At 70.8% G+C, this 25359-nt stretch carries 25 protein-coding genes; 6 read left to right on the top strand and 19 right to left on the bottom strand.

The window, feature by feature from the left end; translation table 11 throughout:
* Nucleotides 1–11: 11 nt before the first annotated feature.
* From STROP_RS11410 to kdd, 6 genes are read right to left on the bottom strand one after another with little or no spacing between them, the layout of a single operon-like run.
* Nucleotides 12–1421 (bottom strand): glutamate mutase L, encoded by a 1410-nt coding sequence (locus STROP_RS11410; protein ID WP_012013499.1) that lies wholly within the window; start codon nucleotides 1419–1421, stop codon nucleotides 12–14.
* Entirely contained in the window at nucleotides 1418–1810 is a 393-nt protein-coding gene (gene kal, locus STROP_RS11405; RefSeq protein WP_018830136.1) for a 3-aminobutyryl-CoA ammonia lyase, read from the bottom strand. Before kal ends, STROP_RS11410 begins: the two co-directional genes overlap by 4 nt.
* Nucleotides 1807–2589, bottom strand: coding sequence for a lysine 5,6-aminomutase subunit beta (gene kamE, locus STROP_RS11400; protein ID WP_012013497.1), 783 nt, complete (start codon nucleotides 2587–2589; stop codon nucleotides 1807–1809). The genes kal and kamE overlap by 4 nt, the downstream gene beginning before the upstream one ends.
* Nucleotides 2586–4148 carry a lysine 5,6-aminomutase subunit alpha gene (gene kamD, locus STROP_RS11395; protein WP_012013496.1) on the bottom strand — a complete coding sequence of 521 codons (1563 nt, stop codon included), beginning with the start codon at nucleotides 4146–4148 and terminating at the stop codon, nucleotides 2586–2588. Before kamD ends, kamE begins: the two co-directional genes overlap by 4 nt.
* Entirely contained in the window at nucleotides 4145–5710 is a 1566-nt protein-coding gene (locus tag STROP_RS11390; protein WP_028565603.1) for an amidohydrolase, read from the bottom strand. Before STROP_RS11390 ends, kamD begins: the two co-directional genes overlap by 4 nt.
* 5 nt (nucleotides 5711–5715) lie before the next feature.
* The gene (gene kdd, locus STROP_RS11385; protein WP_187151620.1) at nucleotides 5716–6774 is read right to left on the bottom strand and encodes an L-erythro-3,5-diaminohexanoate dehydrogenase; all 1059 of its coding nucleotides are present in this window, start codon (nucleotides 6772–6774) and stop codon (nucleotides 5716–5718) included.
* Nucleotides 6775–6920: 146 nt separating this feature from the next.
* On the opposite strand from kdd, the gene STROP_RS11380 reads away from it, so the two are divergent.
* On the top strand, nucleotides 6921–8324 hold the full coding sequence (locus tag STROP_RS11380) for a KamA family radical SAM protein (RefSeq protein ID WP_028564178.1): 1404 nt from the start codon (nucleotides 6921–6923) through the stop codon (nucleotides 8322–8324).
* 140 nt (nucleotides 8325–8464) lie between these two features.
* Here the strand turns inward: STROP_RS11380 and STROP_RS11375 are convergent, their stop codons facing one another.
* A complete protein-coding gene (locus tag STROP_RS11375; protein WP_012013492.1) occupies nucleotides 8465–8662 on the bottom strand; it encodes a CsbD family protein in 198 nt (65 codons plus the stop codon).
* A gap of 156 nt (nucleotides 8663–8818) precedes the next feature.
* Here STROP_RS11375 and STROP_RS11370 point away from each other — a divergent pair, with 156 nt between their 5' ends.
* Nucleotides 8819–9421, top strand: coding sequence for a histidine phosphatase family protein (locus tag STROP_RS11370; RefSeq protein ID WP_012013491.1), 603 nt, complete (start codon nucleotides 8819–8821; stop codon nucleotides 9419–9421).
* Here the strand turns inward: STROP_RS11370 and STROP_RS11365 are convergent.
* Both STROP_RS11365 and STROP_RS11360 read right to left on the bottom strand, forming a co-directional pair.
* Nucleotides 9360–9857: an Lrp/AsnC family transcriptional regulator gene (locus tag STROP_RS11365; protein ID WP_012013490.1), complete on the bottom strand. Its 498-nt coding sequence runs from the start codon at nucleotides 9855–9857 to the stop codon at nucleotides 9360–9362. The two genes, STROP_RS11370 and STROP_RS11365, sit on opposite strands and share 62 nt — an antisense overlap.
* Nucleotides 9858–9938: 81 nt before the next feature.
* On the bottom strand, nucleotides 9939–11081 hold the full coding sequence (locus tag STROP_RS11360) for an acyl-CoA dehydrogenase family protein (protein ID WP_012013489.1): 1143 nt from the start codon (nucleotides 11079–11081) through the stop codon (nucleotides 9939–9941).
* Nucleotides 11082–11252: 171 nt separating this feature from the next.
* Here STROP_RS11360 and STROP_RS11355 point away from each other — a divergent pair, with 171 nt between their 5' ends.
* Entirely contained in the window at nucleotides 11253–12170 is a 918-nt protein-coding gene (locus STROP_RS11355) for a 5'-3' exonuclease (RefSeq protein WP_026274923.1), read from the top strand.
* A 73-nt stretch (nucleotides 12171–12243) separates the two neighbouring features.
* Here STROP_RS11355 and STROP_RS11350 read toward each other — a convergent pair whose 3' ends face one another.
* Nucleotides 12244–15012 (bottom strand): DEAD/DEAH box helicase, encoded by a 2769-nt coding sequence (locus tag STROP_RS11350; RefSeq protein WP_026274922.1) that lies wholly within the window; start codon nucleotides 15010–15012, stop codon nucleotides 12244–12246.
* 88 nt (nucleotides 15013–15100) lie between these two features.
* On the opposite strand from STROP_RS11350, the gene STROP_RS11345 reads away from it, so the two are divergent.
* The gene (locus tag STROP_RS11345) at nucleotides 15101–15859 is read left to right on the top strand and encodes an HAD family hydrolase (protein ID WP_026274921.1); all 759 of its coding nucleotides are present in this window, start codon (nucleotides 15101–15103) and stop codon (nucleotides 15857–15859) included.
* Nucleotides 15860–15866: 7 nt separating this feature from the next.
* Here the strand turns inward: STROP_RS11345 and STROP_RS11340 are convergent, their stop codons facing one another.
* From STROP_RS11340 to STROP_RS11315, 6 genes are all read right to left on the bottom strand, one after another.
* Nucleotides 15867–16787, bottom strand: a complete 921-nt coding sequence (locus tag STROP_RS11340) for a diacylglycerol kinase family protein (protein ID WP_012013485.1) — start codon at nucleotides 16785–16787, stop codon at nucleotides 15867–15869.
* A gap of 69 nt (nucleotides 16788–16856) precedes the next feature.
* A complete protein-coding gene (tatC, locus tag STROP_RS11335) occupies nucleotides 16857–17807 on the bottom strand; it encodes a twin-arginine translocase subunit TatC (RefSeq protein ID WP_012013484.1) in 951 nt (316 codons plus the stop codon).
* A gap of 18 nt (nucleotides 17808–17825) precedes the next feature.
* Complete coding sequence (tatA, locus tag STROP_RS11330) at nucleotides 17826–18128, bottom strand: Sec-independent protein translocase subunit TatA (protein ID WP_012013483.1); 303 nt, start codon at nucleotides 18126–18128, stop codon at nucleotides 17826–17828.
* Between the two features lie 188 nt (nucleotides 18129–18316).
* Nucleotides 18317–18565 (bottom strand): hypothetical protein, encoded by a 249-nt coding sequence (locus STROP_RS11325; RefSeq protein ID WP_012013482.1) that lies wholly within the window; start codon nucleotides 18563–18565, stop codon nucleotides 18317–18319.
* Nucleotides 18566–18575: 10 nt separating this feature from the next.
* Nucleotides 18576–19589 (bottom strand): helix-turn-helix transcriptional regulator, encoded by a 1014-nt coding sequence (locus tag STROP_RS11320; protein WP_012013481.1) that lies wholly within the window; start codon nucleotides 19587–19589, stop codon nucleotides 18576–18578.
* On the bottom strand, nucleotides 19586–20578 hold the full coding sequence (locus tag STROP_RS11315) for a helix-turn-helix transcriptional regulator (RefSeq protein WP_012013480.1): 993 nt from the start codon (nucleotides 20576–20578) through the stop codon (nucleotides 19586–19588). The genes STROP_RS11320 and STROP_RS11315 overlap by 4 nt, the downstream gene beginning before the upstream one ends.
* Nucleotides 20579–20732: 154 nt before the next feature.
* Here STROP_RS11315 and STROP_RS11310 point away from each other — a divergent pair, with 154 nt between their 5' ends.
* A complete protein-coding gene (locus STROP_RS11310) occupies nucleotides 20733–21818 on the top strand; it encodes a DUF3866 family protein (RefSeq protein ID WP_026274920.1) in 1086 nt (361 codons plus the stop codon).
* 7 nt (nucleotides 21819–21825) lie between these two features.
* On the opposite strand, the gene STROP_RS11305 is transcribed toward STROP_RS11310, so the two are convergent.
* On the bottom strand, nucleotides 21826–22005 hold the full coding sequence (locus tag STROP_RS11305) for a hypothetical protein (RefSeq protein ID WP_018830131.1): 180 nt from the start codon (nucleotides 22003–22005) through the stop codon (nucleotides 21826–21828).
* 55 nt (nucleotides 22006–22060) lie between these two features.
* Complete coding sequence (pafA, locus tag STROP_RS11300) at nucleotides 22061–23419, bottom strand: Pup--protein ligase (protein ID WP_012013478.1); 1359 nt, start codon at nucleotides 23417–23419, stop codon at nucleotides 22061–22063.
* Between the two features lie 114 nt (nucleotides 23420–23533).
* On the opposite strand from pafA, the gene rfbB reads away from it, so the two are divergent.
* Nucleotides 23534–24508, top strand: coding sequence for a dTDP-glucose 4,6-dehydratase (gene rfbB, locus STROP_RS11295; protein ID WP_012013477.1), 975 nt, complete (start codon nucleotides 23534–23536; stop codon nucleotides 24506–24508).
* A 19-nt stretch (nucleotides 24509–24527) separates the two neighbouring features.
* On the opposite strand, the gene prcA is transcribed toward rfbB, so the two are convergent.
* Nucleotides 24528–25310 (bottom strand): proteasome subunit alpha, encoded by a 783-nt coding sequence (gene prcA / locus STROP_RS11290; protein WP_011906125.1) that lies wholly within the window; start codon nucleotides 25308–25310, stop codon nucleotides 24528–24530.
* Between the last annotated feature and the right edge of the window lie 49 nt (nucleotides 25311–25359).

The raw sequence follows: 25359 nt of genomic DNA, 5'->3' as shown, positions 1-25359 counted from the left end.
AGTCGTCGCCACTACCCGGGCGTGTCGCGGCATTCGGGCCGGCCGGCCCGCACCGCGCCACCCACACATCGGGCAACCGGGGCATGCCCAGCCCCCCGCAACCGGGCGGTGAGAGCACGCGCCGCGGCCGGTTGCTCGGCCCCGAGCAACCCGGCGGCGGCCAACACGTACTCCACGTCCACCACCGGCCGGGCGGCACGCGGCAACGGCCACCCACCGGCGTAGTCGGCGAGCACCCCGGCGAGCACCCCGGCGGCGTCGGCGGGCGCGGCGTGCCGCAGCACACCACCCGAACCGACCAGCAGCCGCACATCCCGCAGATCCCGTCCCGCGCGTTCACCGGTGGCCGCCCCGCGGGCATGCCGCCGCAGCGCCACCGTGGCCGCCAGGGCGGCCAACCGCGCGTCTGTCGCCCGCTCGGCCCCACCCGCCGGAAGGTACGCCGGGTCGTCGGCACGCCGCCGTGCCGCCGCCGCCAACACCTCGGCCTCGGCCGCGTCGAGTAACCGCTCCTCCACCGCTGCCCGCACCACACCCGGGGCACTCCACCGCACCCCCAGGTCCCCCTCGACGGTACGGGCCCGCCACAGGCTGCCGGCCACCTCCCGGCCCGGCCCACTCTCCCGCTCATCCGGCGTCAACACCGAGTACACGTCGGTGGTCGCCCCACCGACATCCACCACCGCCAGGTCACCGCCGAGCGTGTCCGCAAGTAACTCCACGCCGGTCAGCACCGCATCCGGAGTCGCCGCCCGCACCAGCCGTGGGAATCGCGGCCCCCGAGACAGCCGCTTGCCGCCGATCACATGCCGCAGGAACACCTCCCGGATCGCCGCCCGCGCCCCAGCCGGCGCCAACACCCCGATCCGGGGCAGCACATTCTCCGCCACGGTCACCGGCACCTTCGCCGACACCAGCATCGAAAACAGGTCGTCGCGGACCTCCGCGTTCCCGGCGAGGACCACCGGAACCCGCCAGCGGGCCCGCGCCAGCCGAGTCGCGTTGTGCGTCAACGTCTCCGCGTCACCGCCGTCGGTGCCGCCAACCAGCAGCAGCACATCCGGGCGGGCCGCCCGGACCGCCGCCAACTCCGCCGCGCCGAGCCGACCCGCGGCCACATACACCACGTTCGCCCCCGCCGACAGGCCCACCCGACGGCCCGCCTGCGCGGTCACCAACTGTTCGTAGCCGACCACCGCCAACCGCAGCCCGCCCCCGGCAGACGAACACACGTACCAGGGCGCGTCCCCCACCGGCAGACCGGCGGTCGCGGCAGCGACCGCCGCGTCCAACCCCCGCAACACGTCACTGCCCACCGTCGTGGGCAGTGACGCCGTCGAAACCAGACCCGCGCCGTCGAGATCGACCACCGCCACCTTCGTGTACGTGGAGCCGACATCCGCGCAGATCGCGACGTTCACGGCACCGGCGGCACGACCACCGTGCCCGTCGCGGTGACCGCCACGATCGGCGGATCACACACCTGCGCCGCGGACTCCCCCCGATCCGGGCGACTCCGACACACCACCACGCAGCCCAACTCCAGGGTGCGGCTGCGCGTACCCACCCTGGTGACCCGAGCGGTCACCTCCACCACGTCGCCGGCGCGTACCGGAGCGACGAACCGCACATCCGAGTAGCCGGCGAACAACCCCTCGTCCCCGTCGGTACGGATACAGACCTCGGTGGCCACATCCCCGAACAACCCCAACGCGTACGCCCCATCGACGAGACTTCCCGCGTAGTGCGCATGCGAGTACGGCACATACCGCCGGTGCGTCACCGTCACCCCGACCCTCGGGTCACTCATACCGTCGTCGCCTTCCGGCTCGTGATCAACGCATGGACCAGGTAGGAGGCCACCTCATCCGGAGTGGTGCCACGGCCGAAGATCCGGTCCACCCCCAACTCGGCGGTCATCGCCTCGTCGAAACGCGGTCCGCCGACAATCAACAACGGCCGTTTCCCCGCGGGCCACGCCTCCCGAAAAGCCGCGGACATCTCCCGGGTGTTGTGCAGATGTGCATCCCGCTGCGTGACCACCTGCGACACCAACACCGCATCCGCCCGCTCCGCCCGAGCCGCCGCCACCAGATCCGGCACACTCACCTGCGCGCCCAGATTGCTGACCCGCAACTCCCGGTAGTACTCCAGCCCCTTCTCCCCGGCGATGCCCTTAACGTTGAGAATCGCGTCGATCCCCACCGTGTGCGCGTCGGTGCCGATACACGCCCCCACCACCGACAGCTTCCGCCGCAGCTGCCGCTTGACCACCGCGTTGACCTCCTTCGCCAGCAGCAACGGAAAGTCCCGCTCCACCACCCGCACCGCCGCGGTGTCCACCAGGTGGTTCACCCGCCCGTACACCACGAAGAAGGTGAACCCGTCGCCCATCGGCCGGGCATGAACCAGCATCGCCGGGTCGATGCCCATCTTCCCCGCCAGCTGAATCGCCGCGCCCTCAGCCCGCTTGTCGTGCGGCAGCGGCAACGTGAACGACACCTGCACCATGCCGTCACCCGTGGTGTCCCCATACGGCCGCACGACCTGCTTCTCCGGCACGACCGCCTTCTCCGGCACGACCGTCACGATCCCGCCTCCTCAAGGATCTCCACCGCCGGGTTGAAGTAGTCGCCCTCGTGCCGCGCCACCCCGTCCAACCCCTTACCCCGGTCCGCCGGCCGTTTCATGATCCCGAACGTGCCCTCGCCGATCGCCGTCAGCAACGACTGCTCCCCGATCCGATCCAACAACTCCACCGCCGAACCCAACACCTGGTGGGCCCGCTGCTGAATGAACCCGCCCGACGCCGGCACGAAATCCTCGTGCAGCCCACCGGCGGCACCCAACACGTACCGGACGTTCTGCAGCGCGATATCCCGATCCGACAGCCACGGCGTCACCACCGCCTCGGTCATCATCCCCACCAGCAGAATTCCCTGCCCGGTCAGCGCCCCCACCAGGTTGAAGAAGCCATCAAGCAGATTGCCCCGAAAGACATCCCCGGTCATGTGCTTCGTCGGCGGCATCCACTTCAACGGTGCGTCCGGGAACAACTCCCGCGCCAACAGCGCGTGCGCCAGCTCCAACCGCAACGACTCCGGCACATCCGGGTTGATCTCAAACGCGTGCCCCAACCCCAGCTGCCAGTCCGCCAACCCCGCCTCGTGCGCGAAGTACTCGTTGAGCAACTGCGACACCGTCACCGTGTGCGCCTCGTCCACCGCATCGGCGGTCGTCAGATAGTTATCCTCACCGGTATTGATGATGATCCCCGCCCGCGCGTGCACCTGCCGGGAGAACCGCTGATCGACGAAGGTACGAATCGGATTGATATCCCGGAACAAGATGCCGTACATCGAATCGTTCAGCATCATGTCCAGCCGCTCGAGACCCGCCAACGCCGCCATCTCCGGCATACACAGCCCCGACGCGTAATTCGTCAACCGCACATACCGGCCCAACTCCCGCGACGACTCGTCCAACGCCGCCCGCATCAACCGGAAATTCTCCTGCGTCGCATACGTACCGGCGAAGCCCTCCCGAGTCGCCCCCTCCGGCACATAGTCCAACAACGACTGCCCCGTCGACCGAATCACCGCGATCGCATCCGCCCCCGCCCGGGCCGCCGCCTGCGCCTGCGGAATGTCCTCGTAAATATCCCCCGTCGCCACGATCAGATAGATCCACGGCCGCTGCGGCGGATCCCCGAACCGCCGTACCAACCGCTCCCGCTCGGCCCGCCGCCGATCAATCCGCCGCACCCCCGCCGCGACCGCCCGCCGCGCCGCCCGCCGCGCCACCGTCGCCGCCCGCCCCGCCGGAACCTCAAACCGCACCGACCCGGCCGCCGCCTTCTGCGCCAACAACGTCACATCCGCCAACTGCTCCCGCGCCAGGGCAGCAAAGACCGGAGCAGCCACCCCATGCCCCAAGCCCACATCCGCGACCACCGCGTCCACCAACCGGTTCACCCACGGAATCCCATCCGGATCCGCCCCCTGCACCCCGGCCAGCCGCAGCACCGCCCGCTCCACCGACACCGTCGTATGGCTACGCGCCAACTCCACCACCGGCGCCCCAGCCCGAGCAGCCAACTCCCGCGCCCGCGCCACCAACACCGGATCCAGATCAAGCTTCCCGGTCACAACCCGCCCTCCCCATAGATCACCGCACCACGCAGCACCGTACGTCGACACACCGGCAACGGAGTCGGATCCGAAGCACCCCGCACCTCCGGATCCTCCGCCTGTAACACCGGCAACCCCCGCTCCACCCCCGCCGGGGTATCCCACACCGCGAACGTCGCCGGCGCCCCCAACGCCAACACCCCATCACCATCACGCCGCACCGCACGCCACCCACCCCGTGAATGCGCCGCGAAAGCCGCCCGCAGACTCATCCGCTGCGCCGGATTGTGGTGCGCCACCGCCGCCCGCACCGACCCCCACGGATCCACCGGAGTCACCGGCGAATCCGACCCGAACGCCAACGACACCCCCACCGAGTGCATCGCCCCCAACGGATTGGCCGCCAACGACCGATCCAGCCCCAACCGCGACTCATACATCCGGCCCGCGCCACCCCACAACCGGTCAAACGCCGGCTGCACGGACGCCACCACGCCATACTCCACAAACCCGGCGATCATTCGCTTGTCCACAAGCTCCGCATGCTCCACCCGATGCCGAGCCGCTCGCACCCGATCCGTGCCCAGCCTCGCCGCCGCCGCCGCGAACCCCTCCAACACCGTCGCGATCGCCGCATCCCCAATCGCGTGAAAACCGCCCTGCATTCCGTACGTCGCGCACCCCAACAAGTGATCCCGCACCTGCCCCGCCGACAGGTACCCGTACCCGTACCCACCCTCATCCACATACGGCACCGTCAGCTGAGCCGTCCGCGCCCCCAACGCCCCGTCGGCGAACAGATCCCCGCCAGCACCAACCGCACCCAACTCCCGAGCCCGCTGCGCACCACCCAACTCACCCCAGTACCCGTACACCTCCGGCACCCCCACCCCGGAGATCCCCAACAACCCGGTGAAGTCCTCCTCACCGGAGATCTCCGGCCCACCACACTCATGCACCGCCGCGACCCCCATAGCGGCTGCATGCGCCAACGCCGCCCGCTGCACCGCCGCCCGCTGCTCCCGACCAACCGAACCAGAGGCCGCCGCCCGCACCACATGATGCGCGTCCCGCCGCAACCACCCCGACTCGTCGAAACCAGCCGCGGCAACCACCGCAGGGCACGCCGCCAGCAACGCCGTTGACACCAGCGCCGAATGCATCGACGCCTGCGACAGGTACACCCGCCGCCCCGCCGCAGCCCGATCCAGCTCCTCCCCGTTCGGTGGCACCGGCACCGGCCAGGTCGACTCGTCCCAGCCATGCCCCAGCACCACACCATCGGGCGGCAACCCCTCGGCGAACGCCGCCACCGCTGCCAACAACTCCCGCCCCGACCGCACACCCGACACGTCCAGCTCAGACAACCCCAGCCCGGTGCCGGTCGTGTGCACATGCGCGTCAACGAACGCCGGCGTCACCAGCGCCCCATCCAGATCCACCACCCGATCGGCAACCGGCGCGTCAGCATCCGATCCCAACCACGCAATCCGGCCATCGGAAACCAACAAGGCGGTCGCACCCGGATCAGCGGGGCAATGCAGCACACCGCCGCGGTACAGCGTCGAGGGATTCGTCATGACACTCAGTCTGCCGCCAGCCGCGCCTCGAAGAGGCCACGCACCCCCGGCTCGGCCCGCAACAGCTTCAACGCGAACTCCGCGTGACCCGGCGCGTACCCGTTACCGACCAGCATCGTCACATCCGCCGCCAGGCCCTCCGCACCCAACGCCGCCGCCGCGAAACTCGTCGCCATCGAGAAGAACACCACCGTGCCACCGTCGGCCGTGGCCAAGACCGCCCCATGCTCACAGCCCGGCACGTCCACGCACACCACCGTCACATCCGCCGGCACCCGCAACGCCGTCGTCACCGCCGTCGACAGCGCCACCGGATCCCGCGCATCAGCCACCACCACCGCATCCGCCACCCCGGCCGCCTCCAACGCGTCCCGCTCCCCCGCCACCGGCACCACCCCGACGGTCCGCGCCGCGCCCGCCCGCCGCGCCGCAACCAGCGACAGCGACCCACTCTTGCCCGCGCCGCCGATCACCGCGACGCTGATCGGCCGGGCATCTCCCTCCCGCGCGCGGTCAGCCACATACCGCTCCACCACCCGCGCGGTCAACGCCGGAGCCCCGCACACATCCAGCGCGGCGAGGGACAACTCCGGATGCAGATCGGCCGGGAGCACCGCCGCGATGGAGCGGGCGAACAGGATCGCATGACCATCACACGGGATCTGCTCGCTGTGCCCGTCCCACCGGGCCAGCCCGTCCGCGACGGCCAACGGCGTCAGGGTCAGCGACACCAGCGTCGCCACCCGGTCGCCCACCCGCAGCCCCAGCGGTGACCGCCGGCCGGTCTCCTCGACCGTGCCGATCAACATGCCACCCGAGCCGGTCACCGGGTTCTGCATCTTCCCCCGCGCGCCGATGATCTCCAGGACCTCGGCGCGCATTCGCGCGCCGTCCCCGCCGTGCTTCTCCCGCAGCTGTCGGAAGCTCGCCGCGTCCAGGTTCAACCGCTCCACCCGGATCCGCACCTCGTTCGGTGCGATCGCCGGGCTCGCATCCAGTCGCCAAGCCGCCTGCGGCAGAACCCCCGCGGGCTCCAGGACGCGGTGCAAACCCACCGGTGATATCACGCCGACCTCCCTGTCCAGCCGCCTGAAGCCCGGACCACAATTCGCATGGCGGGAAGACTTCCGGCAGAATAATGACTTCACCGGATAATTTCCAGTACCCTACGGGACCATTGATCATCCACACCACCCACGAGGAGGGGGCCGTGACCCAGACCCACCCCGCGGAAACCATCTCCGCAGCCCAGCCCGCACCCGCCGCCCCCACCACGGGCCAGCCCTACGAATACCGACGGACCCCCCTCGTCGAACCCGACTGGACCCGCTTCCCCGGCTGGCGCCACATCAGCCGCGACCAGTGGGAATCCGCCCAGTGGCAACGCACCAACTGCGTCAAGAACATCAAGCAACTCCGCACCGTCCTCGGCGACCTCGTCAGCGAGACCTTCTACGCCGACCTGGAAGCCGACCAAAAGGCCCTCGCCACCATGTCCATGCTGGTGACGCCTCAGATGCTCAACACCATGGTGCCGTTCGAGTCGATGAGCACCGACGCCCTCTACGCCGACCCGATCCGGCGCTACATGATCCCCGTCGCCTCCGACCGACGCACCGACTGGCCCTCACACCCGTACGCCAGCCGCGACTCCCTGCACGAACACGACATGTGGGTCGCCGAGGGTCTTACCCACCGTTACCCCACGAAGGTCCTCGCCGAGCTCCTCTCCACCTGCCCGCAGTACTGCGGGCACTGCACGCGAATGGATCTGGTTGGTAACTCCACCCCCGCCATCGACAAACTCAAACTCACCCTCAAACCCGTCGACCGCTACGACGCCCACATCAGCTACCTCAAGGCACACCCCGGCGTCCGCGACGTCGTCGTCTCCGGCGGTGACGTGGCCAACGTGCCGTGGAAGAACCTCGAGACGTACCTGATGCGCCTGCTCGACATCGACACCGTGCGCGACATCCGGCTCGCCACCAAGGCCCTGATGGGCCTGCCCCAGCACTGGCTCCGGGCCGATGTCGTCGAAGGCCTCGAGCGGGTCGCGCGCACCGCTGCCCGCCGGGGCGTCAACCTCGCGATCCACACCCACGTCAACCACGCCCAGTCCCTCACCCCGCTGGTCGCCAAAGCCGCCCAGACCGCCCTGGACATCGGGGTTCGAGACGTTCGCAACCAAGGCGTGCTCATGCGCGGCGTCAACGCCACCACGCCTGACCTACTTGATCTGTGCTTTGCCTTGCAGGGCGAAGCCGGCATTTTGCCGTACTACTTCTACATGTGCGACATGATCCCCAACGCCGAGCACTGGCGAGTGCCGGTCGGGCACGCCCAACAGCTCCAACACGACATCATGGGCTACCTGCCCGGCTATGCCACCCCGCGAATCGTGTGCGACGTTCCCTTCGTCGGCAAACGCTGGGTGCACATGCTCACCGAGTACGACCAGGAGCGGGGCATCTCGTACTGGACCAAGAACTACCGCACCTCCATCGAGTCCGCCGACCTGGCGGCGCTCAACAAGCGGTACGCGTACTACGACCCGATCGACACCCTGCCCGAGAGCGGTCAGACCTGGTGGGCGGAGCACCGCGACGACTGACCCACCTCGATCCACCGCCCGTGCCCCGGACTCGTCGGCGGCAACTCGTGACGGCAGTCTTGTCGTAGTCGGTCCCGGCCGGAACAACGACGGGCTCGGAAGCACATGCTTCCGAGCCCGTCGTTGTTCCGGCGGTCACGTCACCGCGCCCCGGTCCGATCCAAGCCACGATCCGACCGCTCAGCGCGCTCCTCCCGGGCCTGACGAGCACGGGCGTCGCCCCGCTGCCGGACCCCTTCGACCCGCAGTCGCTCGTCACCGCAGACATCGCCCACCCGCTCCTTGGCGGCGCCGGTCAGCTCGTCCACCATGTTCTTCGTCTTGGTGGCGAAGCCCATCTCCGCTCCCCCTATCGTGGCGTTCCGGCCATCGACACCAGGGTTTCCCGTGCTGCCGATGGCTATTCGTCGGGCTTGGTGTGTGGGGGCACAACGCGTATTGCATCCTAGGACACTAGCCAGGAAGAGTGACGGGATCGGTGGTTGACTGAACGCATGGGCGAGCTTCTCCTCATCCGACACGGCGAAACCACCTGGAGCGCCCGCCGACGGCACACCTCGTACACCGACCTCGCGCTGACTCCCGACGGCGAACGGCAGGCTCGCGCGCTCGGCCCGATGCTCACCGGCCGGCGCTTCGCCGCCGTCCTGACCAGCCCCTGCGCCCGCGCGGTGCGGACCGCGCAGCTCGCCGGCCTCACCCCAACCGGGACGGACAACGATCTCGCTGAGTGGAACTACGGCGAAGTCGAGGGCCGCACCACCGCCGAGGTCCGCGCAGAGCAGCCCGGCTGGAACCTCTGGACCGACGGCTGCCCTGGTGGCGAGTCTCCCAGCCAGGTCGGCGAGCGGCTCGACCGACTCCTCGCCCGGCTGGGTCCCGTCCTCGACCACGGCACCGTCGCCCTGGTTGGACACGCACACAGCCTCCGGGTACTCACCGCCCGGTGGCTCGGCCTACCGCCCTCCGCCGGGGCGCTGTTCCGGCTGGAAACCGCGACCGTCAGCCTGCTCGGCCACGAACACGGTCGGCAGGTCATCCTTCGGTGGAACCAGCCGGTCCCCTCGGCCGCAACCGCCCAGACACCTCGGCACTGATCCGCGGCGGGCGGCTCTCGTACGGCGTCGACAACACCACCGTCGTCCGCGTGGTCACACTCGCCGCCATCCGGATCTCCTGGAGCACCCGCTCCAGGTCTGTCGGCCCGGCCACCCGCAGCAACAGCAGGTAAAAGTCCTCGCCCGCGACCGAGTAACACGAGTCGATCTCCGGCAGGTGGGCCAGCCGCTCCGGCGCGTCATCCGGTTGCGAGGGATCAAACGGTCGAATCGCCACAAATGCCGTCAGCGGCAGATCCAGCGCCTCGAAGGACACCCGTGCCGCATACCCGCCGATGACCCCGCGCTGCTCCAGCCGGCGGACCCGCTGGTGCACCGCGGAGACCGACAGCCCCACCCGCTCCGCGAGGTCGGTATATGACAGCCGGCCGTCCACGGCCAGTTCCGCGACGATGGCCCGGTCGATCTCCTCCACGGCGAGCAACCTACCGGGAAAAGGCCCGCCACGCGACGCTGGGCGCCGGAACAGCGTCGCAGCCGCGAGCCCGAACTACCGTCAGCCCTTCGCCAGCGCGCGGGAGATCACCAAGCGCTGGATCTGGTTGGTCCCCTCAACAATCTGGAGTACCTTCGCCTCCCGCATGTACCGCTCCACCGGGTGATCAGCGACGTAGCCAGCGCCACCCAGCACCTGCACCGCGTCGGTGGTCACCCGCATCGCCACGTCGGTGGCGAACAGCTTCGCCTTCGCCGCCTCGATCGAGTAGGGCCGGCCGGCGTCTCGCAGCCGGGCCGCCGCCAGCATCAGCGCCCGGGCCGCCGAAATCTGGGTGGCGGCATCGGCGAGCAGGAATCCCAACCCCTGGAAGTCAACGATCGCCCGACCGAACTGCTGCCGCTCCCGGGCATAGCCGACCGCGTAGTCCAGCGCCGCCTGCGCCAGGCCAACCGCGCAGGCGGCGATCCCCAGCCGGCCAGAGTCCAGCGCGGACATCGCGATGCCGAAGCCCTTGCCCTCCCCGCCGATCAACCGCTCCGCCGGCACCCGCGTTCCATCGAAGACGACCTGCGCCACCGGGGAAGCATGCAGTCCCATCGTGCGCTCCGCCAGCTGCGGCTCGATCCCGGGCATATTCCGGTCGGCGAGCAGACAGGAGATTCCCCGCGCCCCGGCACCGCCGGTACGGCAGAAGATGTTGTAGAAGTCCGCCACGTGAGCGTGCGTGATCCACGCCTTCGTACCGGAGACGATGTACTCCTCCCCCTCGGGGACGGCCCGAGTGGTCAGATGTGCGGCATCCGAACCGCCCTGCGGCTCGGACAGGCAGTACGCGCCCAGCAGCTCCCCACCGATCAGATCGGGCAGCAGCTTCCGCTGCTGCGCCGTGCCGTACTCGGCGAGCGGGAAGCAGGACAGGGTGTGGACGCTGATTGCCTCGGCGACCGCGAGCCAGCGGCTGGCGAGGATCTCCAGCACCTGTAGGTACACCTCGTACGGCTGGGCGGCGCCGCCGTACTCCTCCGCGTACGGCAAGCCGAGCAGGCCCGACCGACCCAGGGTACGCAGCACCTCCCGGGGGAACTCGGCGCGCTCCTCGTGGTCGGCGGCCTTCGGCGCGAGCTCCCGGTCAGCGAGTTCGGTGGCCAGGTCCAACAGGTCGTGGGCCTCGTCGGTGGGGAGGATCCGGTCGACAGTCATGGGTTGATGAGCTCCGTGGGGGTGGGGTTGAGCCGTCGCACCCGCCTAGCTTAACGGTCGTTCGGCTCACCCCCACCCCCCGGCGGCACGGAACGCGCAGCGGGCACCACCGACCGGCCCCCGCTGCCGTCGTCCACCACCATGTCGGTGCGGTGTGCCAGGCTGTCGGGCATGCCAGCCCCGCTCATGCTCGTGGACGCGCCCAGCCTCTACTTCCGGGCATACTTCGGCATCCCCGAGTCCGCCGCCGTCGGGCCCGACGGTCAACCGGTCAACGCCGTCCGCGGCTTCCTCGACATGTTGGCGAGCCTGATCCGCACCCGCCGGCCGGACCGGATGGTGTGCGCGATGGACCACGACTGGCGACCCGAGTGGCGGGTGGCCCTACTGCCCTCGTACAAGGCGCACCGGGTGGCGCCGGAGGGGGGTGAGGTGGTCCCCGACACACTGAGCCCGCAGGTCCCGCTGATCCTCGACGTGCTCGACGCGCTCGGCATCACCACCGTCGGCGCCACCGGCTACGAGGCCGACGACGTGCTCGGCACCCTCTCGGTCACCCAGCCGGGCCCCGTCGAGGTGGTCTCCGGTGACCGCGACCTGTTCCAGTTGGTCGATGACGCCCGCGGGGTGCGGCTGCTCTACGTCGGGCGGGGGGTGGCCAAGCTGGCAGACTGCGACGACGCCGCGGTCCAGGCCCGATACGGGGTGCCCGCCGCCCGCTACGCCGACTTCGCCGCGCTGCGCGGTGACCCCAGCGACGGGCTGCCGGGCGTGCCCGGCGTCGGCGAGAAGACCGCGGCCCGGCTCGTTGACCGACACGGCGACATCGCTGGCGTGCTCGCCGCCCTGGACGACCCGGACGCTGGCTTCGCGCCGGGGCTTCGGACGAAACTCACCGCCGCGCGGGACTACCTGGCCGTCGCCCCGACGGTGGTCCGGGTCGCCCTCGATGTGCCACTGCCCGCCCTGCCCACCGACCTGCCGGCCACACCGGCCGACCCCGATCGGCTGCTCGAGCTCGCCGAGCGGTGGAACCTCGCTGGCGCCGTCCGGCGCCTGGTCGACGCCCTGGCCGCCCGCACCGACTGACCGCCGCCCAGCGGCGCAGCGCGGGCGGTGCGCGATGCACGGAACGCCGCGCTACCGGCCGCGACGTACGTCGTCAGGCGGTGGCCTGGTAGGAGAGCACCCCACGGTTCACCGCGACGATGGCCTGTCGTGCGGTGCTGCGCAGCTCAGCCGAGGCGCCGCCGGAATCGGCCAGCTGACCGAGCAGGTCCACCACCTGCCGAGCCCAGCGGACGAAGTCGCCGGCCGGCATCTCGCCATCGATGTGGCCGCTGACGAGGACCTTCGCGAGTGGTTCCCCGCGGGCCCAGCGGTAGACCGGCCAGGCGAAGCCGAGATCCGGCTCCCGGGTCACGGTCAACCCCTGTGCCGCCTCGTCGGCCTCGATCTCCCCCCACAGCTTCAACGTCTCGTCGACCGCCGTCGCCACCGCGCCCCGCGGCAGCGATGCGCGCTCGTCAACGTCCCGGCGGGCCTCGAAGACCACCACCGACACCGCCGCCGCCAACTCGGCCGGACTGAGCCCACTCCACACGCCACGACGCAGGCACTCAGCGACCAGCAGGTCCGCCTCCGTCCAGATCCGGCTCAACATCCGACCGGCGTCGGTGACGCCCCCGTCGGAGGCGAGGTAGCCGCGGGCCGTCAACAACGCCACGATCCGGTCGAAGGTGCGGGCCAAGGAGCCGGTACGGCCCGTCACCCGCTGCCGCAGCTCCTGGGTGTCCTTCTCCAACCGGCGGCGACGCTCCGCCCAGCGGGCGTGCTCCTCCCGCTCCGGGCAGGCGTGGCACGGGTGGCGGCGCAGCTCGGCGCGGAGCTGCACGAGCCGGTCATCCTCCCCAGCACCGCGCCGCGACCGGCCGCCCCGCCGGCCGCCGTGCCGGTTCAACCCGGTTCCGCTGACCGCGGCGGCCAGGTCCCGTCGCGCGGCCGGGGAGCGGTGATTGAAGTGTTTTGGCACCCGAATCCGGGTGAGTACCTCCGCCGGAGTGGTGAAGTCGCCCGGGCCGACCCGGCCCGCCCAGCGATCCTGGGTCAGAACCAACGGACGGGGCTCCCCGAAGCCGGCGGCCGCCGGGTCCAGCACCACCGCAAGGCCAGCCCGCCGGCCGGACGGCACCCGAATCACGTCGCCGACCCGCAGCCGCTCCAGCGAGACGACCGCCGCCGCCTTCCGCTGGCTCTGCCCCTGCCGGGCCAGCTCCCGCTCCCGGTCGGCGATCGCCACCCGGATCGCGAAGTAGGCGTCGAAGTCACCGTGCTGGCAGGCCGCCTCCGCGCCGTACGCCTGAACCGTCTCGGTATTGCGCTGGACCTGCCGCGCCAGCCCCACCACCGACCGGTCCGCCTGGAACTGCGCGAAGGAGGACTCCAGCAACGCCCGGGCTGGCTCCGCGCCCACGCTGCCCACCAGGTTGACGGCCATGTTGTACGACGGCCGGAAACTCGACCGCAGCGGGTACGTACGGGTGGATGCGAGACCGGCCACGTGCCGCGGGTCGGTCTCCGGCGACCAGACCACCACGGCGTGCCCCTCCACGTCGATACCGCGGCGGCCGGCTCGGCCGGTGAGCTGCGTGTACTCGCCGGGCGTCAGGTCCACGTGGGCCTCGCCGTTGTACTTGACCAGGCGTTCCAACACCACGCAGCGGGCCGGCATGTTGATGCCCAGCGCAAGGGTCTCGGTGGCGAACACCGCCTTCACCAGCCCGCGGACAAACAGCTCCTCGACGACCTCCTTGAACGCCGGCAGCATGCCGGCGTGGTGCGCGGCGAGGCCCCGCTCCAGCCCGTCCAGCCAGTCCCAGTAGCCGAGCACCGACAGGTCTTCGCCGGGGATCGTGGTGATCCGGCTCTCCACCACCCGGCGGATCTCGGCCCGCTCTTCCGGGCCGGTGAGCCGCAGTCCGGCGGCGAGACACTGCTGTACCGCCGCGTCGCAGCCGGCACGGCTGAAGATAAACAGGATCGCCGGCAGCAACCCCTCCCGGTCGAGCCGATCAACGATGTCCGGACGCATCGGCCCCCGCCAGCGCGGCCCACGCCGACCACCCGGGCCGGCACCGCGTCCCTCCCCCGACTCGAGGCGGCGCAGCGTGTCCCGGGTGTAGCGCAGCAACTCCGGATGCACATCGTGTTTGCGCGCGGCATCGGCGTCGTGGAACAGGTCGAACATCCGCCGGCCAACGAGCATGTGTTGCCACAACGGCACCGGCCGGTGCTCGCTGACCACGACCTCGGTCTCGCCCCGCACGGTGACCAGCCAGTCGGCGAACTCCTCCGCGTTGGACACCGTCGCCGACAGCGACACCAGCGTGACCGAGGCGGGCAGGTGGATGATCACCTCCTCCCACACGCCACCGCGGAACCGGTCGGCGAGGTAGTGCACCTCGTCCATCACCACGTACGCCAGCCCCTCCAGGGTCGCCGAACCGGCGTAGAGCATGTTGCGCAGTACCTCGGTGGTCATCACCACCACGGGCGCATCGCCGTTGATCGCGTTGTCGCCGGTGAGCAGCCCGACCTGGTCGGCGCCGTGCCGGTCGACGAGATCGTGGTACTTCTGATTTGACAACGCCTTGATCGGGGTGGTGTAGAAACACTTGCGGCGGCCCGTGTCGGCCGAGGTTCCACCCCGCAGTGCCAGGTGGACGGCGAACTCACCGACGACCGTCTTGCCGGCGCCGGTGGGGGCGCAGACCAGGACCCCGCTGCCGCGCTCCAACGCCTGACACGCCTCCCGCTGGAAATCGTCGAGGTCGACACCGAGGTCGAGGGCGAACTCGTCCAACGCCGGGGACAGGGGGGCCTGCGCGGCCCGGCGGCGTGCCGCGGCGTACCGCTCGGCAGGGCTCGACATGGGACCAAGATTAGTGCGTGCCGCGCCGGTACGCCCCACGAGGCCGTCCCGTCCGGACCCGTCCGGGGCGATCGGTAGGGTGCACGGCGTGCCGGACCGTACCGAACCTGCCCAGACATCCGCCCCGGGTCGTGCCGTTCGGACGGCATCCCGCCGGCCCGTGGAAGCGGTTCTCTTCGATTTCCACGGCACACTCGCGCAGGTGGAGGAGGCCACTGCCTGGGTGACCGCGGCGGCTGCCGCCTGTGGAACCGCCCTGGACCGTATCCGCGCCACCGCGCTCGCCGACCGGCTACTCACCGCCGGACGGGCCGGGGGGCCGCTGCCCCACCGGGTCCCGCCCGCGCTGGCCGAACTCTGGGCCGACCGGGACCTCTACCCACATGCGCATCGCGGCGCATACACCGGACTCGCCGCGACAGTCGACGCCGGTATCGACGGGTTCGCCGACGCGCTCTACGAGCGGTTGCTGGTGCCGGAGGGGTGGGTGCCGTACCCGGATACCGCCCCCACCCTGACCGCGCTACGCGCCGCCGGGGTGCGGGTGGGGGTGGTCAGCAACATCGGCTTCGACCTCCGGCCACTCTTTACCGCCTGGGGACTCGCCGATCTGGTGGACGGGTACGTGCTGTCGTACGAGGTGGGTCGCTGCAAGCCCGACCCGGGCATCTTCCTGCACGCCTGCGGGATGCTGGCCGTCGACCCGGAGCGGGTGCTCATGGTCGGCGACACCCCCGCCGACGCGGGCGCGGTGGCGGCCGGCTGTGCGGTGCTGGTGCTCCCGCCCGGGGAGGCTGGCCGGCCGAACGGGCTGGGCGCGGTGCTGGACCTGGCCGTGCCGAGCTGACCGGCGGTCAGCGCAGCAGCCGCACCGCTGCCGGGGCCGCGGTGATCGTCACCGGTAGTTCGGCCACCCGCTCCCCGTCGGCGTAACTGGTGATGCCCGCGGCGGCCACCTCCACCGTCCGCGCCTGGAAGCTGCGCACCAGCGGGTGGTCAACGTGCGTCCCCGGATAGATGCGGGACTTCACCCGCAGCAGCGTACGCCGGTTGAACCGCCCGCCCACCACCACGTCGAGCAGCCCGTCGGTCGGGTCGGCGGCGGGGCAGATCCGCATGCCACCGCCGTAGCTGGCGCAGTTGCCGACCGCCACCAGGACGGCGTCCAGCTCGTAGGTCACCCCGTCCAGGCGCAACGTGTAGCGGCGGGGCCGCAGCCGGGACAACTCCACCAGGATCGCCAGGTCGTAGCGGCGGGGGCCACGAGGCCACCGCATCCGGTTGGCTCGCTCGTTGATGATCGCGTCAATGCCGGCCGCGAGCACCGCCCCGTACCACCGCTGTGTGCCGTCCGCCGCGGTGGCCCGGGCCAGGTCGATCGGGTGGGAGCGGCCGTGCCGCAGCGCCGCGGCGATCGCGTCGGCCGCGGCGAGGGGGTCGGCCGGGAAGCCGGTGTCACCGGCGAAGTCGTTGCCGGTCCCCGCCGGCACCACCGCGAACGGCACTGGAGTACCCGCCACCGCCTGTAGCGCCAGGTGCACGGTGCCGTCACCGCCGACCGCGACCAGCGCTGCCGCGCCGTCGTCCACTGCCGCACGACAGACTGCCCGGGCCTGTGCCGGAGTCCGCGCGTCAAGCACCCGTACCGGGTGACCGCCGGCCGCCAGCCGGTGCACCACCGTGGGCAGCAGTCCACGATGGCGCCCACGGCCGGCACTCGGGTTGGCCAGGACGGCGACCGGACGAGCGGAACCGGTAAAATCGACTGCGGTCACGGCGTGCACCGTACCGGGACGGGGCCGGGCCCGCACCCCACCCGTTGGCCTACGGCAGGGGCAGCAGCGTCAGGTCATGTCGTCGTACCGGCGCTCGATCGGCGCGGGCCTGACGACCGGCTCTGGCTCCGCGATCGATTCCGGCGCCCCAACCGGGGCACTCGCCTCGACGGGGTCGTTCTCCTCCTTCAGCGGCGACACCTCGTCGTCGGCGAGGCCGGCGTAGATCTCCTTACCGCGGCCCCGACGTTTGTCGTTGAGGAATGCGACACCGACGGCCGCGAAGTAGAGGGCGCACAGGCACAGCGCCAACGCGGTCATACCGAACGGGTCCGGCGTGGGCGTGACCACCGCAGCGAAGGCGAAGAACACGAACACCGCCACCCGCCACCAGCCCAGCAACCGCTTCGCGCTGGTAACGCCGACGAAGTTGAGCATCAACACGATCAGCGGGAACTCGAACGCCACCCCGAACAGCAGGATCAGGTTGGTGACGAACGAGACGTAGCGGGTGATGTCGAGGGTGGTATTGATCTCGGGGCCGGAGACCTCCAGCAGGAACTCCAGGCCCTTGGAGGTCACGAAGTACGCCAGCACCGCGCCGGCGATGAACAGCGGTGCCGCGAGCGCGGTGAAGACGTACGCGTAGCGCCGCTCGTGTTTGTGCAGGCCGGGGGCGATGAAGGCCCACAGCTGGTACAGCCACACCGGCGCGGCGAGGATCAGCCCCACCCACAGGCCGATCTTGAGGTTAAGCAGGAACAGGTCGGCGGGACCGAGCTGCACGAAGTCGCAGGCCCCGTCGGTGGTCTTTGCCTGCGGCAGTTCGCAGTATGGCCGTTGCAGGATGCCGCGCACCGGGCCGGCGAACCAAAGGCCGACACCGAAGCCGACCAGGATCGCCAGGGACGCCTTGAACAGCCGATTTCGCAGCTCGCGGACGTGCTCGACCAGGGTCATCGAGCCTTCCGAGGCCCGTTGGAAACTACTCGGGCCGCGTTTACGCAGGGCGAAGGCCACGGTGGTCGGGCCCCTCGATCAGCTGTCGCGGGTGCGCTGCACCGGGTCAACGACCGGCTGCTGCTGCGGCGGGGCCGGGTAGGGTGACTGCTGGGGGTGCTGCCCCTGCTGGACCTGCGGTGGCATCGGCTGGTAGCCCGCCTGGGCATCGGCCTTCTCGGCCAGGTCACGGTCGTCGTCGTGCAGGCTCTTCGTCTCGGCCTTGATGATCCGCAGCGAACGGCCCAGCGAGCGGGCCGCATCGGGGAGCCGCTTCGCGCCGAAGAGCAGGATCAGCACGACCACGAGTACGGCGATGTGCCATGGCCTGAGGGCACCCATGGGAAGCTCCGGTCTCTCTGTGTCGGGCAGGTGGTGTCGCAGCCATCGTACGTGCGTCCCGCGGCGTTGCCACCCGCTGGGCGCTACGGGACCGTTCCGGCTGGGTGAAATCTAGGCCAACCCCCGATGTCCCGGACAAACCGCTCCGCCCCCGCGACATGACACAGGACCGTGGGCGGCGGTGGTGGTCACCCACCCCGGCGGAACCGGACCGCTGCGACCTGCTGCTGGGTGGTCGCCAACTGTTCCTGCAGTTCTTCGGCCCGCGCCTGCAGCGCCGCCGCGGTCGTCTGGAGCGCAGTGGCCTCACCCGCGTGTCGCTGCAAGGCCGCCGCCGCACGCCGCAGCCGGCGCAGCCGGATCACCACCGGCCGCCCGGCCAGCCCGAGCAGCACCAACGGGAGCACCACCAGCGCGACCACGATCCACACCACCACGGCGCTCAGCCTACCGGCTGCTCGTCGATGCCGCCGGGTCGGCCGCCGCGCTCGGCGGCGGCATCGCGTACGCCTCGAGGGCAGCGGTCGCCGCGGCATGCACCTGTGTGGCCAGCTCCGCCGGCGCCACCACGGTGACCTCCGGACCCAGGCCCAACACGAAGCGGCGGGCCCAGCCCAGGTCGGTGACCCGGAGTGAGACCAACCATTCGCCATCGCCTGGTTCGACCCGCTCACACGGGTAGTACTCGGTGATCCACCGCTCACTCCGACCGATTCGCAGGGTGACCAGCGGCAGATCCGCCGTGGGCCGGAACACACCGCCGGTGAGGTCGTGCGGCACCGCCTGCGACGGCACCCGCGCCGGCTCGGCCAACCGGGTCACCGCGTCGATCCGGTCGACCCGGAACACCCGCATCCCCTCGGCCCGGCGGCACCAGGCCTCCATGTACGCCCGGCCGCCGACGACGAGTATTCGCAGGGGGTCGACGACCCGCTCGATCGTCTCGTCCCGGGCCACCGAGTAGTAGGTGATCCGCAGCGCCCGGCCGCTCTCCACCGCCGCCCGCAGCTCCGCCACCCGGCGATTGTCTGCCGGCAGCCGTACCGCGACCGGGGCACCCAACCGGTCACCCGCGGCACTTTCGATCTTGACCAGAGCCCGCTCCACTGCTTCCCGGTTGGCCACCCCCGGCGTCTCCGCCAGCATTCGCAGCGCCACAACCAGCGCGAGGGCCTCGTCGGGGGTCAGCCGCAGCGGTCGATCGATGCCGGCGTCGTAGGTGATCGTCACCCGGTCACCGTCGAAGGCCATGTCGATCAGGTCCCCCGGGCCGTAGCCCGGCAGCCCACACACCCAGAGCAGCTCCAGGTCCTCCCGCAGCTGCCGCTCGGTCACCCCCAGGTCACCCGCTGCCTCGGCGATCTCGATACCGGGCCGGGCCAGTAGGAAGGGCACCAGGTTGAGCAGCCGGGCCAACCGATCCGCGGAGGTACGGGACCCGGACCGGGTAGACCGGGTCACCGGGCACCCCCGGCAACGACGTCGTGGCGCGCGACGGTCTCCTTGAGCCGCTGGATGACCGCCTCCCGTACCTCCGGCGGGTCGAGCACCCGCACGTCCGGGCCGTAGCCGACGAGCTGACCGGCGAGCGCCTCCGGATCCGCGTACGGCAGGACGAGCTGGTCACCGGTGGAATCCGAGGTCGTCTCCACCGCCCACCGGCGCAACCCAGCAGCCCGGCCGGGCGCGACGAACACCCGGGCGCGGCCGGTGCGCTCCACCGGATCCGACGAACGAGCGACATAGCTGATCAGATCCACCTCGGCCGGTGGCTCGTACGCCCCCGGCGGGCCCACCGTCCGCACCGCCCCCACCACCCGAGAGAGGCGGAAGCAGCGGGCGGCGGCCCGATCCAGGTCGTGCCCCACCACGTACCACCGGCCCCGCCAGCAGACCACCCCCCACGGCTGCAGTCGGCGGCCGGAGGGCTCGTCCCGGTCCGGGACCCGGTAGTCAAAGACCACCTCACGACGATCCCGGGCCGCGGCGGTCAGCGGCGCGAAGGCCGGATCGACGGTCACCATCGGCTCCAGCCCGAGCGTGGCCTGTGGGTCCACGTCGACCCCGGCCGCGCGCAGCTTCGCCAACCCGGACGACGCGGCGGCGGCCAGACCGGCGTGCTGCCACAGCCGGGCGGCGATGCCGACCGCCGCGGCCTCGGCCGGCTCAAGCGGGATCTCGGGCAGCGCATACTGCCGGCGGGCGATGCGATAGCCCGGCTCGAAGTCGAAGGCGCTGGCCGTCCCGGTCTCCAGCGGGACGCCGAGCTCGCGCAGCTCGGCCTTGTCCCGCTCGAACTTGCGTTGGAACGCCTCGTGGTCCCGCACATCGTGCGGATCATGCTCGTAGCCGGGCACGGTCGCGGCGATCTGCACGGCGGTCAGGAACCGTCGCGTGGACAGGAGGCAGATCACCAGGTTGACCAGGCGTTCGGTACGGGTCCGCGACACAGTACGACGCTAGCAGCCAACCCCGGCGAACATATGTACCATCACGCCGCGCGTCTCGCCCCGGTCTGCCAACGTGACCGGGCCGACCCCGGGCGTCGCCCCGTGACACCCCCGGATGCCGGACCCACCCGGTTCGACCGCTAGCGTCGCGCGCATGGTGCGATGGCGGTCGGGAACGGTAACGGCGGTCCGGCGGCAATGGGGCGGCGCGGTCGAGTTGGCCGTCACCCTCGCCGACGACTCGATGATGCGCGCGCTCGCCTACCCCGAGTTGGTCGGTCGACCGCGCGTCGGCGACCGGGTGTTGCTCAACGCCGGCGCCCTGTTGATGGGCCTCGGCACCGGCGGCTACGCCCTGGTCGTGGCCCTGCCGGACCGACTGCCACCCGATCCGCCCGCCCCGGCTGACAGTCGCGCCGCGGGTCACCTGGTCAAAGCCCGCTACACCCCGTTGCAGCCGATCCTGCTCGGCGTCGACGAGGAGGCGTCCCCACACCGAGCGGCCCTGGCCGACGCCGACGACCTGGGCGGCCTGCCCGTGGTCACCGCCGACCTGCACTCCGCCCTCCCGGCGGTACTGGCCGGGATTCGCGCTGATGCGCCGGATGCGCGGGTGGCGTACCTACTCACCGATGGGGGCGCGCTGCCGGCCTGGTTCTCCCGCACCCTCGCCGGGCTCGAGGGCCACCTCGCCGGCACCATCAGCGTGGGGCAGGCGTTCGGCGGCGACCTGGAGGCGAGCACCCTGCACTCGGGCCTACTCGCCGCGCGGCATGTGCTCCACGCCGACCTGGCTGTCGTCGCCCAGGGTCCCGGCAACCTGGGCACCGGCACCCGCTGGGGTTTCTCCGGGGTCGCGGTCGGCGAGGCGGTCAACGCGGTCGCCGCGTTGGGTGGCCGGCCGGTCGGTTCCCTGCGCATCTCCGCCGCGGACCCCCGACCCCGACATCACGGCGTCTCCCACCACAGCCTGACCGCGTACGGCCGGGTGGCCCTGGCCCCCGCGGAGTTGGTCGTGCCCGACGAACTCGACCCGGCGCTGGCCACCGCCGTCGCGACGGCTCTGGCCCCGCTCACCGCCCGGCACCAGGTGCTCCGGGTGCCGGTCGCCGGCCTCGACGCCGCACTGCGGGCCAGCCCGGTACCGCTGTCGACGATGGGTCGCGGTCTGGATGCCGACCACGCCTACTTCCTCGCCGCCGCGGCGGCGGGACGGCACGCCGTGGCGCTCGCCGGCTGACCGCCGCTCAGGCCAGGATCACCAGTACGACCCAGGCCAGCACGATCGCGGCCAGGGCGAGTGCCAGCACCCAGGTGGGCACGGTGTACTCGCCGCGGCGGTTTCGCTCGATCTCGGCACGAATCTTCTGGCGGCGGCGTTCGGCCCAGCTCTGTTTCTCGGAGCCGCCCGGTTGACTAGACATCATGGCGCGGCCAGCCTACCCGGCGGCCGCGGAGCCGGCGCAGCCGCGCCCGTCGAGCTCACATACTGGCAATCAGCCGTTCCACCCGCTCGTCGTACGCCCGGAAAGGGTCCTTGCACAACACCGTGCGCTGCGCCTGATCGTTGAGCTTCAGGTGCACCCAGTCGACGGTGAAGTCCCGCCGCTTCTCCTGGGCATGCCGGATGAACTCCCCCCGGAGTCGCGCCCGAGTGGTCTGCGGCGGTGTCTCCTTCGCCTCGAAGATCTCCGGGTCGGTTGCCGCCCGGTCCACCTGGCCCCGCCGCTCCAACAAGCCGTACAGGCCCCGGCCCCGACGAAGGTCGTGGTAGGCCAGATCCATCTGTGCCACCCGCGGATGCGACAACGGCAGATCATGCTTGCGTTGATAACGTTCGATCAATCGCAGCTTGGTCACCCAGTCGATCTCCCGGGCCACCGGCTCCAGATCACCGGTCTCCACCGCCGAAAGAACCCGGCCCCAGAGCTCCACCACCCGCTTCGCCGTCTGATCGCCGCCGCGCCGCTCGACGAACTCCGTGGCCTTCGCCAGATACTCCTGCTGGATCTCAAGCGCGCTGATCTCCTTTCCGGAGGCCAGTCGCACCTTCCTCCGACCGGTGATGTCGTGCGACACCTCGCGGATCGCGCGAATCGGGTTCTCCAGCGTCAGGTCCCGCATCACCACCCCGGACTCGATCATCCGGAGCACAATGTCCGCCGCGCCCACCTTCAGCAGCGTGGTGACCTCGTTCATGTTCGAGTCGCCGACGATCACGTGCAGCCGGCGGTACCGCTCAGCGTCCGCATGCGGCTCGTCCCGGGTGTTGATGATCGGCCGGCTCCGGGTGGTCGCCGACGACACCCCCTCCCAGATGTGCTCGGCCCGCTGCGACAGGCAGTAGACGGCGCCGCGCGGTGTCTGGAGGACCTTCCCCGCACCACAGATCAACTGACGGGTGACCAGGAACGGAATCAACACATCTGCCAGCCGGCCGAACTCGCCGTGCCGGGAGACGAGGTAGTTCTCGTGGCAACCGTACGAGTTCCCGGCCGAATCCGTGTTGTTCTTGAACAGGTAGATCTCGCCCGCGATGCCCTCGTCGTGCAGCCGCTTCTCCGCATCAACGAGCAGACCCTCCAGGATCCGCTCGCCGGCGCGGTCGTGCGCCACGAGGTCCGCCACCGAGTCGCACTCCGGCGTCGCGTACTCCGGGTGCGAGCCGACATCCAGGTACAGCCGGGCGCCGTTGCGCAGGAAGACATTGCTCGACCGGCCCCACGACACCACGCGGCGGAACAGGTACCGCGCGACCTCGTCGGGGGACAACCGGCGCTGCCCGCGGTAGGTGCAGGTGACGCCGTACTCGGTCTCGAGGCCGAAGATTCGCCGCTCCATGATGAGACACTAGCCGCAGACGGCGACATCTGGGCAGTGCTCACCACACCCGTCCCAGACGGCCCGCGCCAACTGCGGCCCATGCTGCCCCTGCCCCGCGGTACGGTGCAGACCGTGAGAATCCTCGTCACCGGCGGGGCCGGCTTCATCGGCTCGGCACTTGTGCGCCGGCTGCTCCACAGCACCGATTCGGTCCTACGGCCGGAGCGGGTTACCGTGCTCGACTCGTTCACGTACGCCGGCACCGAAGGAAGTCTCGGCCCGGTCCGCGACGACCCCCGCCTGCGCGTCGTCCGCGGCGACGTACGCGACGTGGAGCTGGTGGACGCCGCCGTCGCCGGACACGACGCTATCGTCCACCTCGCCGCCGAGTCCCACGTGGACCGTTCCATCGCCAGCGCCGCTCCGTTCGTCAGCACCAACGTGGGCGGTACCGGCGTTCTGCTCGACGCCGCGCTGCGGCACCGCACCGGGCGGTTCCTCCACGTCTCCACCGACGAGGTTTATGGCTCCATCGCCCAGGGCTCGTGGCCCCCCTCCGCGCCGCTGGATCCCAGCTCCCCGTACTCGGCCAGCAAGGCCGCCGCCGACCTGCTCGCCCTGGCCTACCACCGCACCCACGGACTCGACGTGGTCATCACCCGGGGCGCCAACACCTACGGCCCGTACCAGCACCCCGAGAAGCTCATCCCCCGCTTCGTCACCAACCTTATCGATGGGCACACCCTGCCGCTGTACGGCGACGGCGGCGACATCCGAAACTGGCTGCACGTGGACGACCACTGCCAGGGGATAGCACTCGCGCACCGGGACGGCCGCGCTGGGGCGATCTACCACCTCGGCAGCGACACCGCCCGGACCAACCGAGAGTTGACCGGCTCACTCCTCGCCGAGTTCGACGCCGGTTGGGACCGGGTAACGCCGGTGACGGACCGCAAGGGACACGACCGCCGGTACGCCCTCGACACCACGGAGACCCAGCGCGAACTCGGCTGGAAGCCCACCGTCGACTTCGAGCAGGGTCTAGCCGCCACTGTCGACTGGTACCGGGAGAACCGGGCCTGGTGGGAGCCGCTGATCAAGGCGTGAGCGGCCGAAGTCAGTGGCCCTAGGGGGCCTCGGAATCGGGGCGTTCCTCCACATCGGCCGAGTCTGCCGCAGCAGCCGGGGCATCCGTCGACGCTGCCGCGGCCCCATCGTCGAGCAAGGCGGTCAACGCCGCACCGGTAACCCGCCGGAACGTCCGCCCGTCCCGGTGGCGGTCCAGGATGGCCACCTCCAGCTGGTCCGCCGCGATCGTGCGAGCAGCCCCGCCCTCACCGCCGACGCTGCCCAACGCCCGCACCGCCACCTTGACCGCGTCGCCCAGCGACATGTCCGAACGGTGGTTCGACTTCAGCGCTCCAGCGATCGCCTCGGCCTGACCGCCCATCGCCATTCGGCCGGGCTCATCGTTGACCGACCCGTCGTAGGTCAACCGGTACAGTTCGTCGTCCTCCGCCGTTACACCGACCTGGGCGACACAGATCTCCACCTCGAACGGCTTGGACTGCTCGGTGAAGATCGCTCCGAGTGTCTGCGCGAACGAGTTGGCGAGCGCCCGCCCGGTCACGTCCCGCCGGTCGTAGCTCAGACCGTTCAGGTCGGCCATCCGCACACCCGCACGCCGCAGGTTCTCGAACTCGTTGTATCGGCCCACGGCGGCGAAGCCGATCCGATCGTAGATCTCACCGACCTTGTGCAGGGCGCTGGAGAGGTTCTCCGCGACGAAGAGCACCCCGCCGGCGTAACTCAGGACCACCGCGCTGCGCCCTCGGGCGATGCCCTTGCGGGCCAGCTCGGAGCGGTCGCGCATGATCTGCTCGGGGGAGGCGTAGAACTGCATGGCCACGACAGAAGTTCTCCTTACGGCGCTGTGCTGGTCACTGGGTCGGGTGGGG

It is taken from the genome of Salinispora tropica CNB-440, from assembly GCF_000016425.1.
Lineage (GTDB): Bacteria > Actinomycetota > Actinomycetes > Mycobacteriales > Micromonosporaceae > Micromonospora > Micromonospora tropica.
This window is presented reverse-complemented; position numbering and strand designations above follow the sequence as displayed.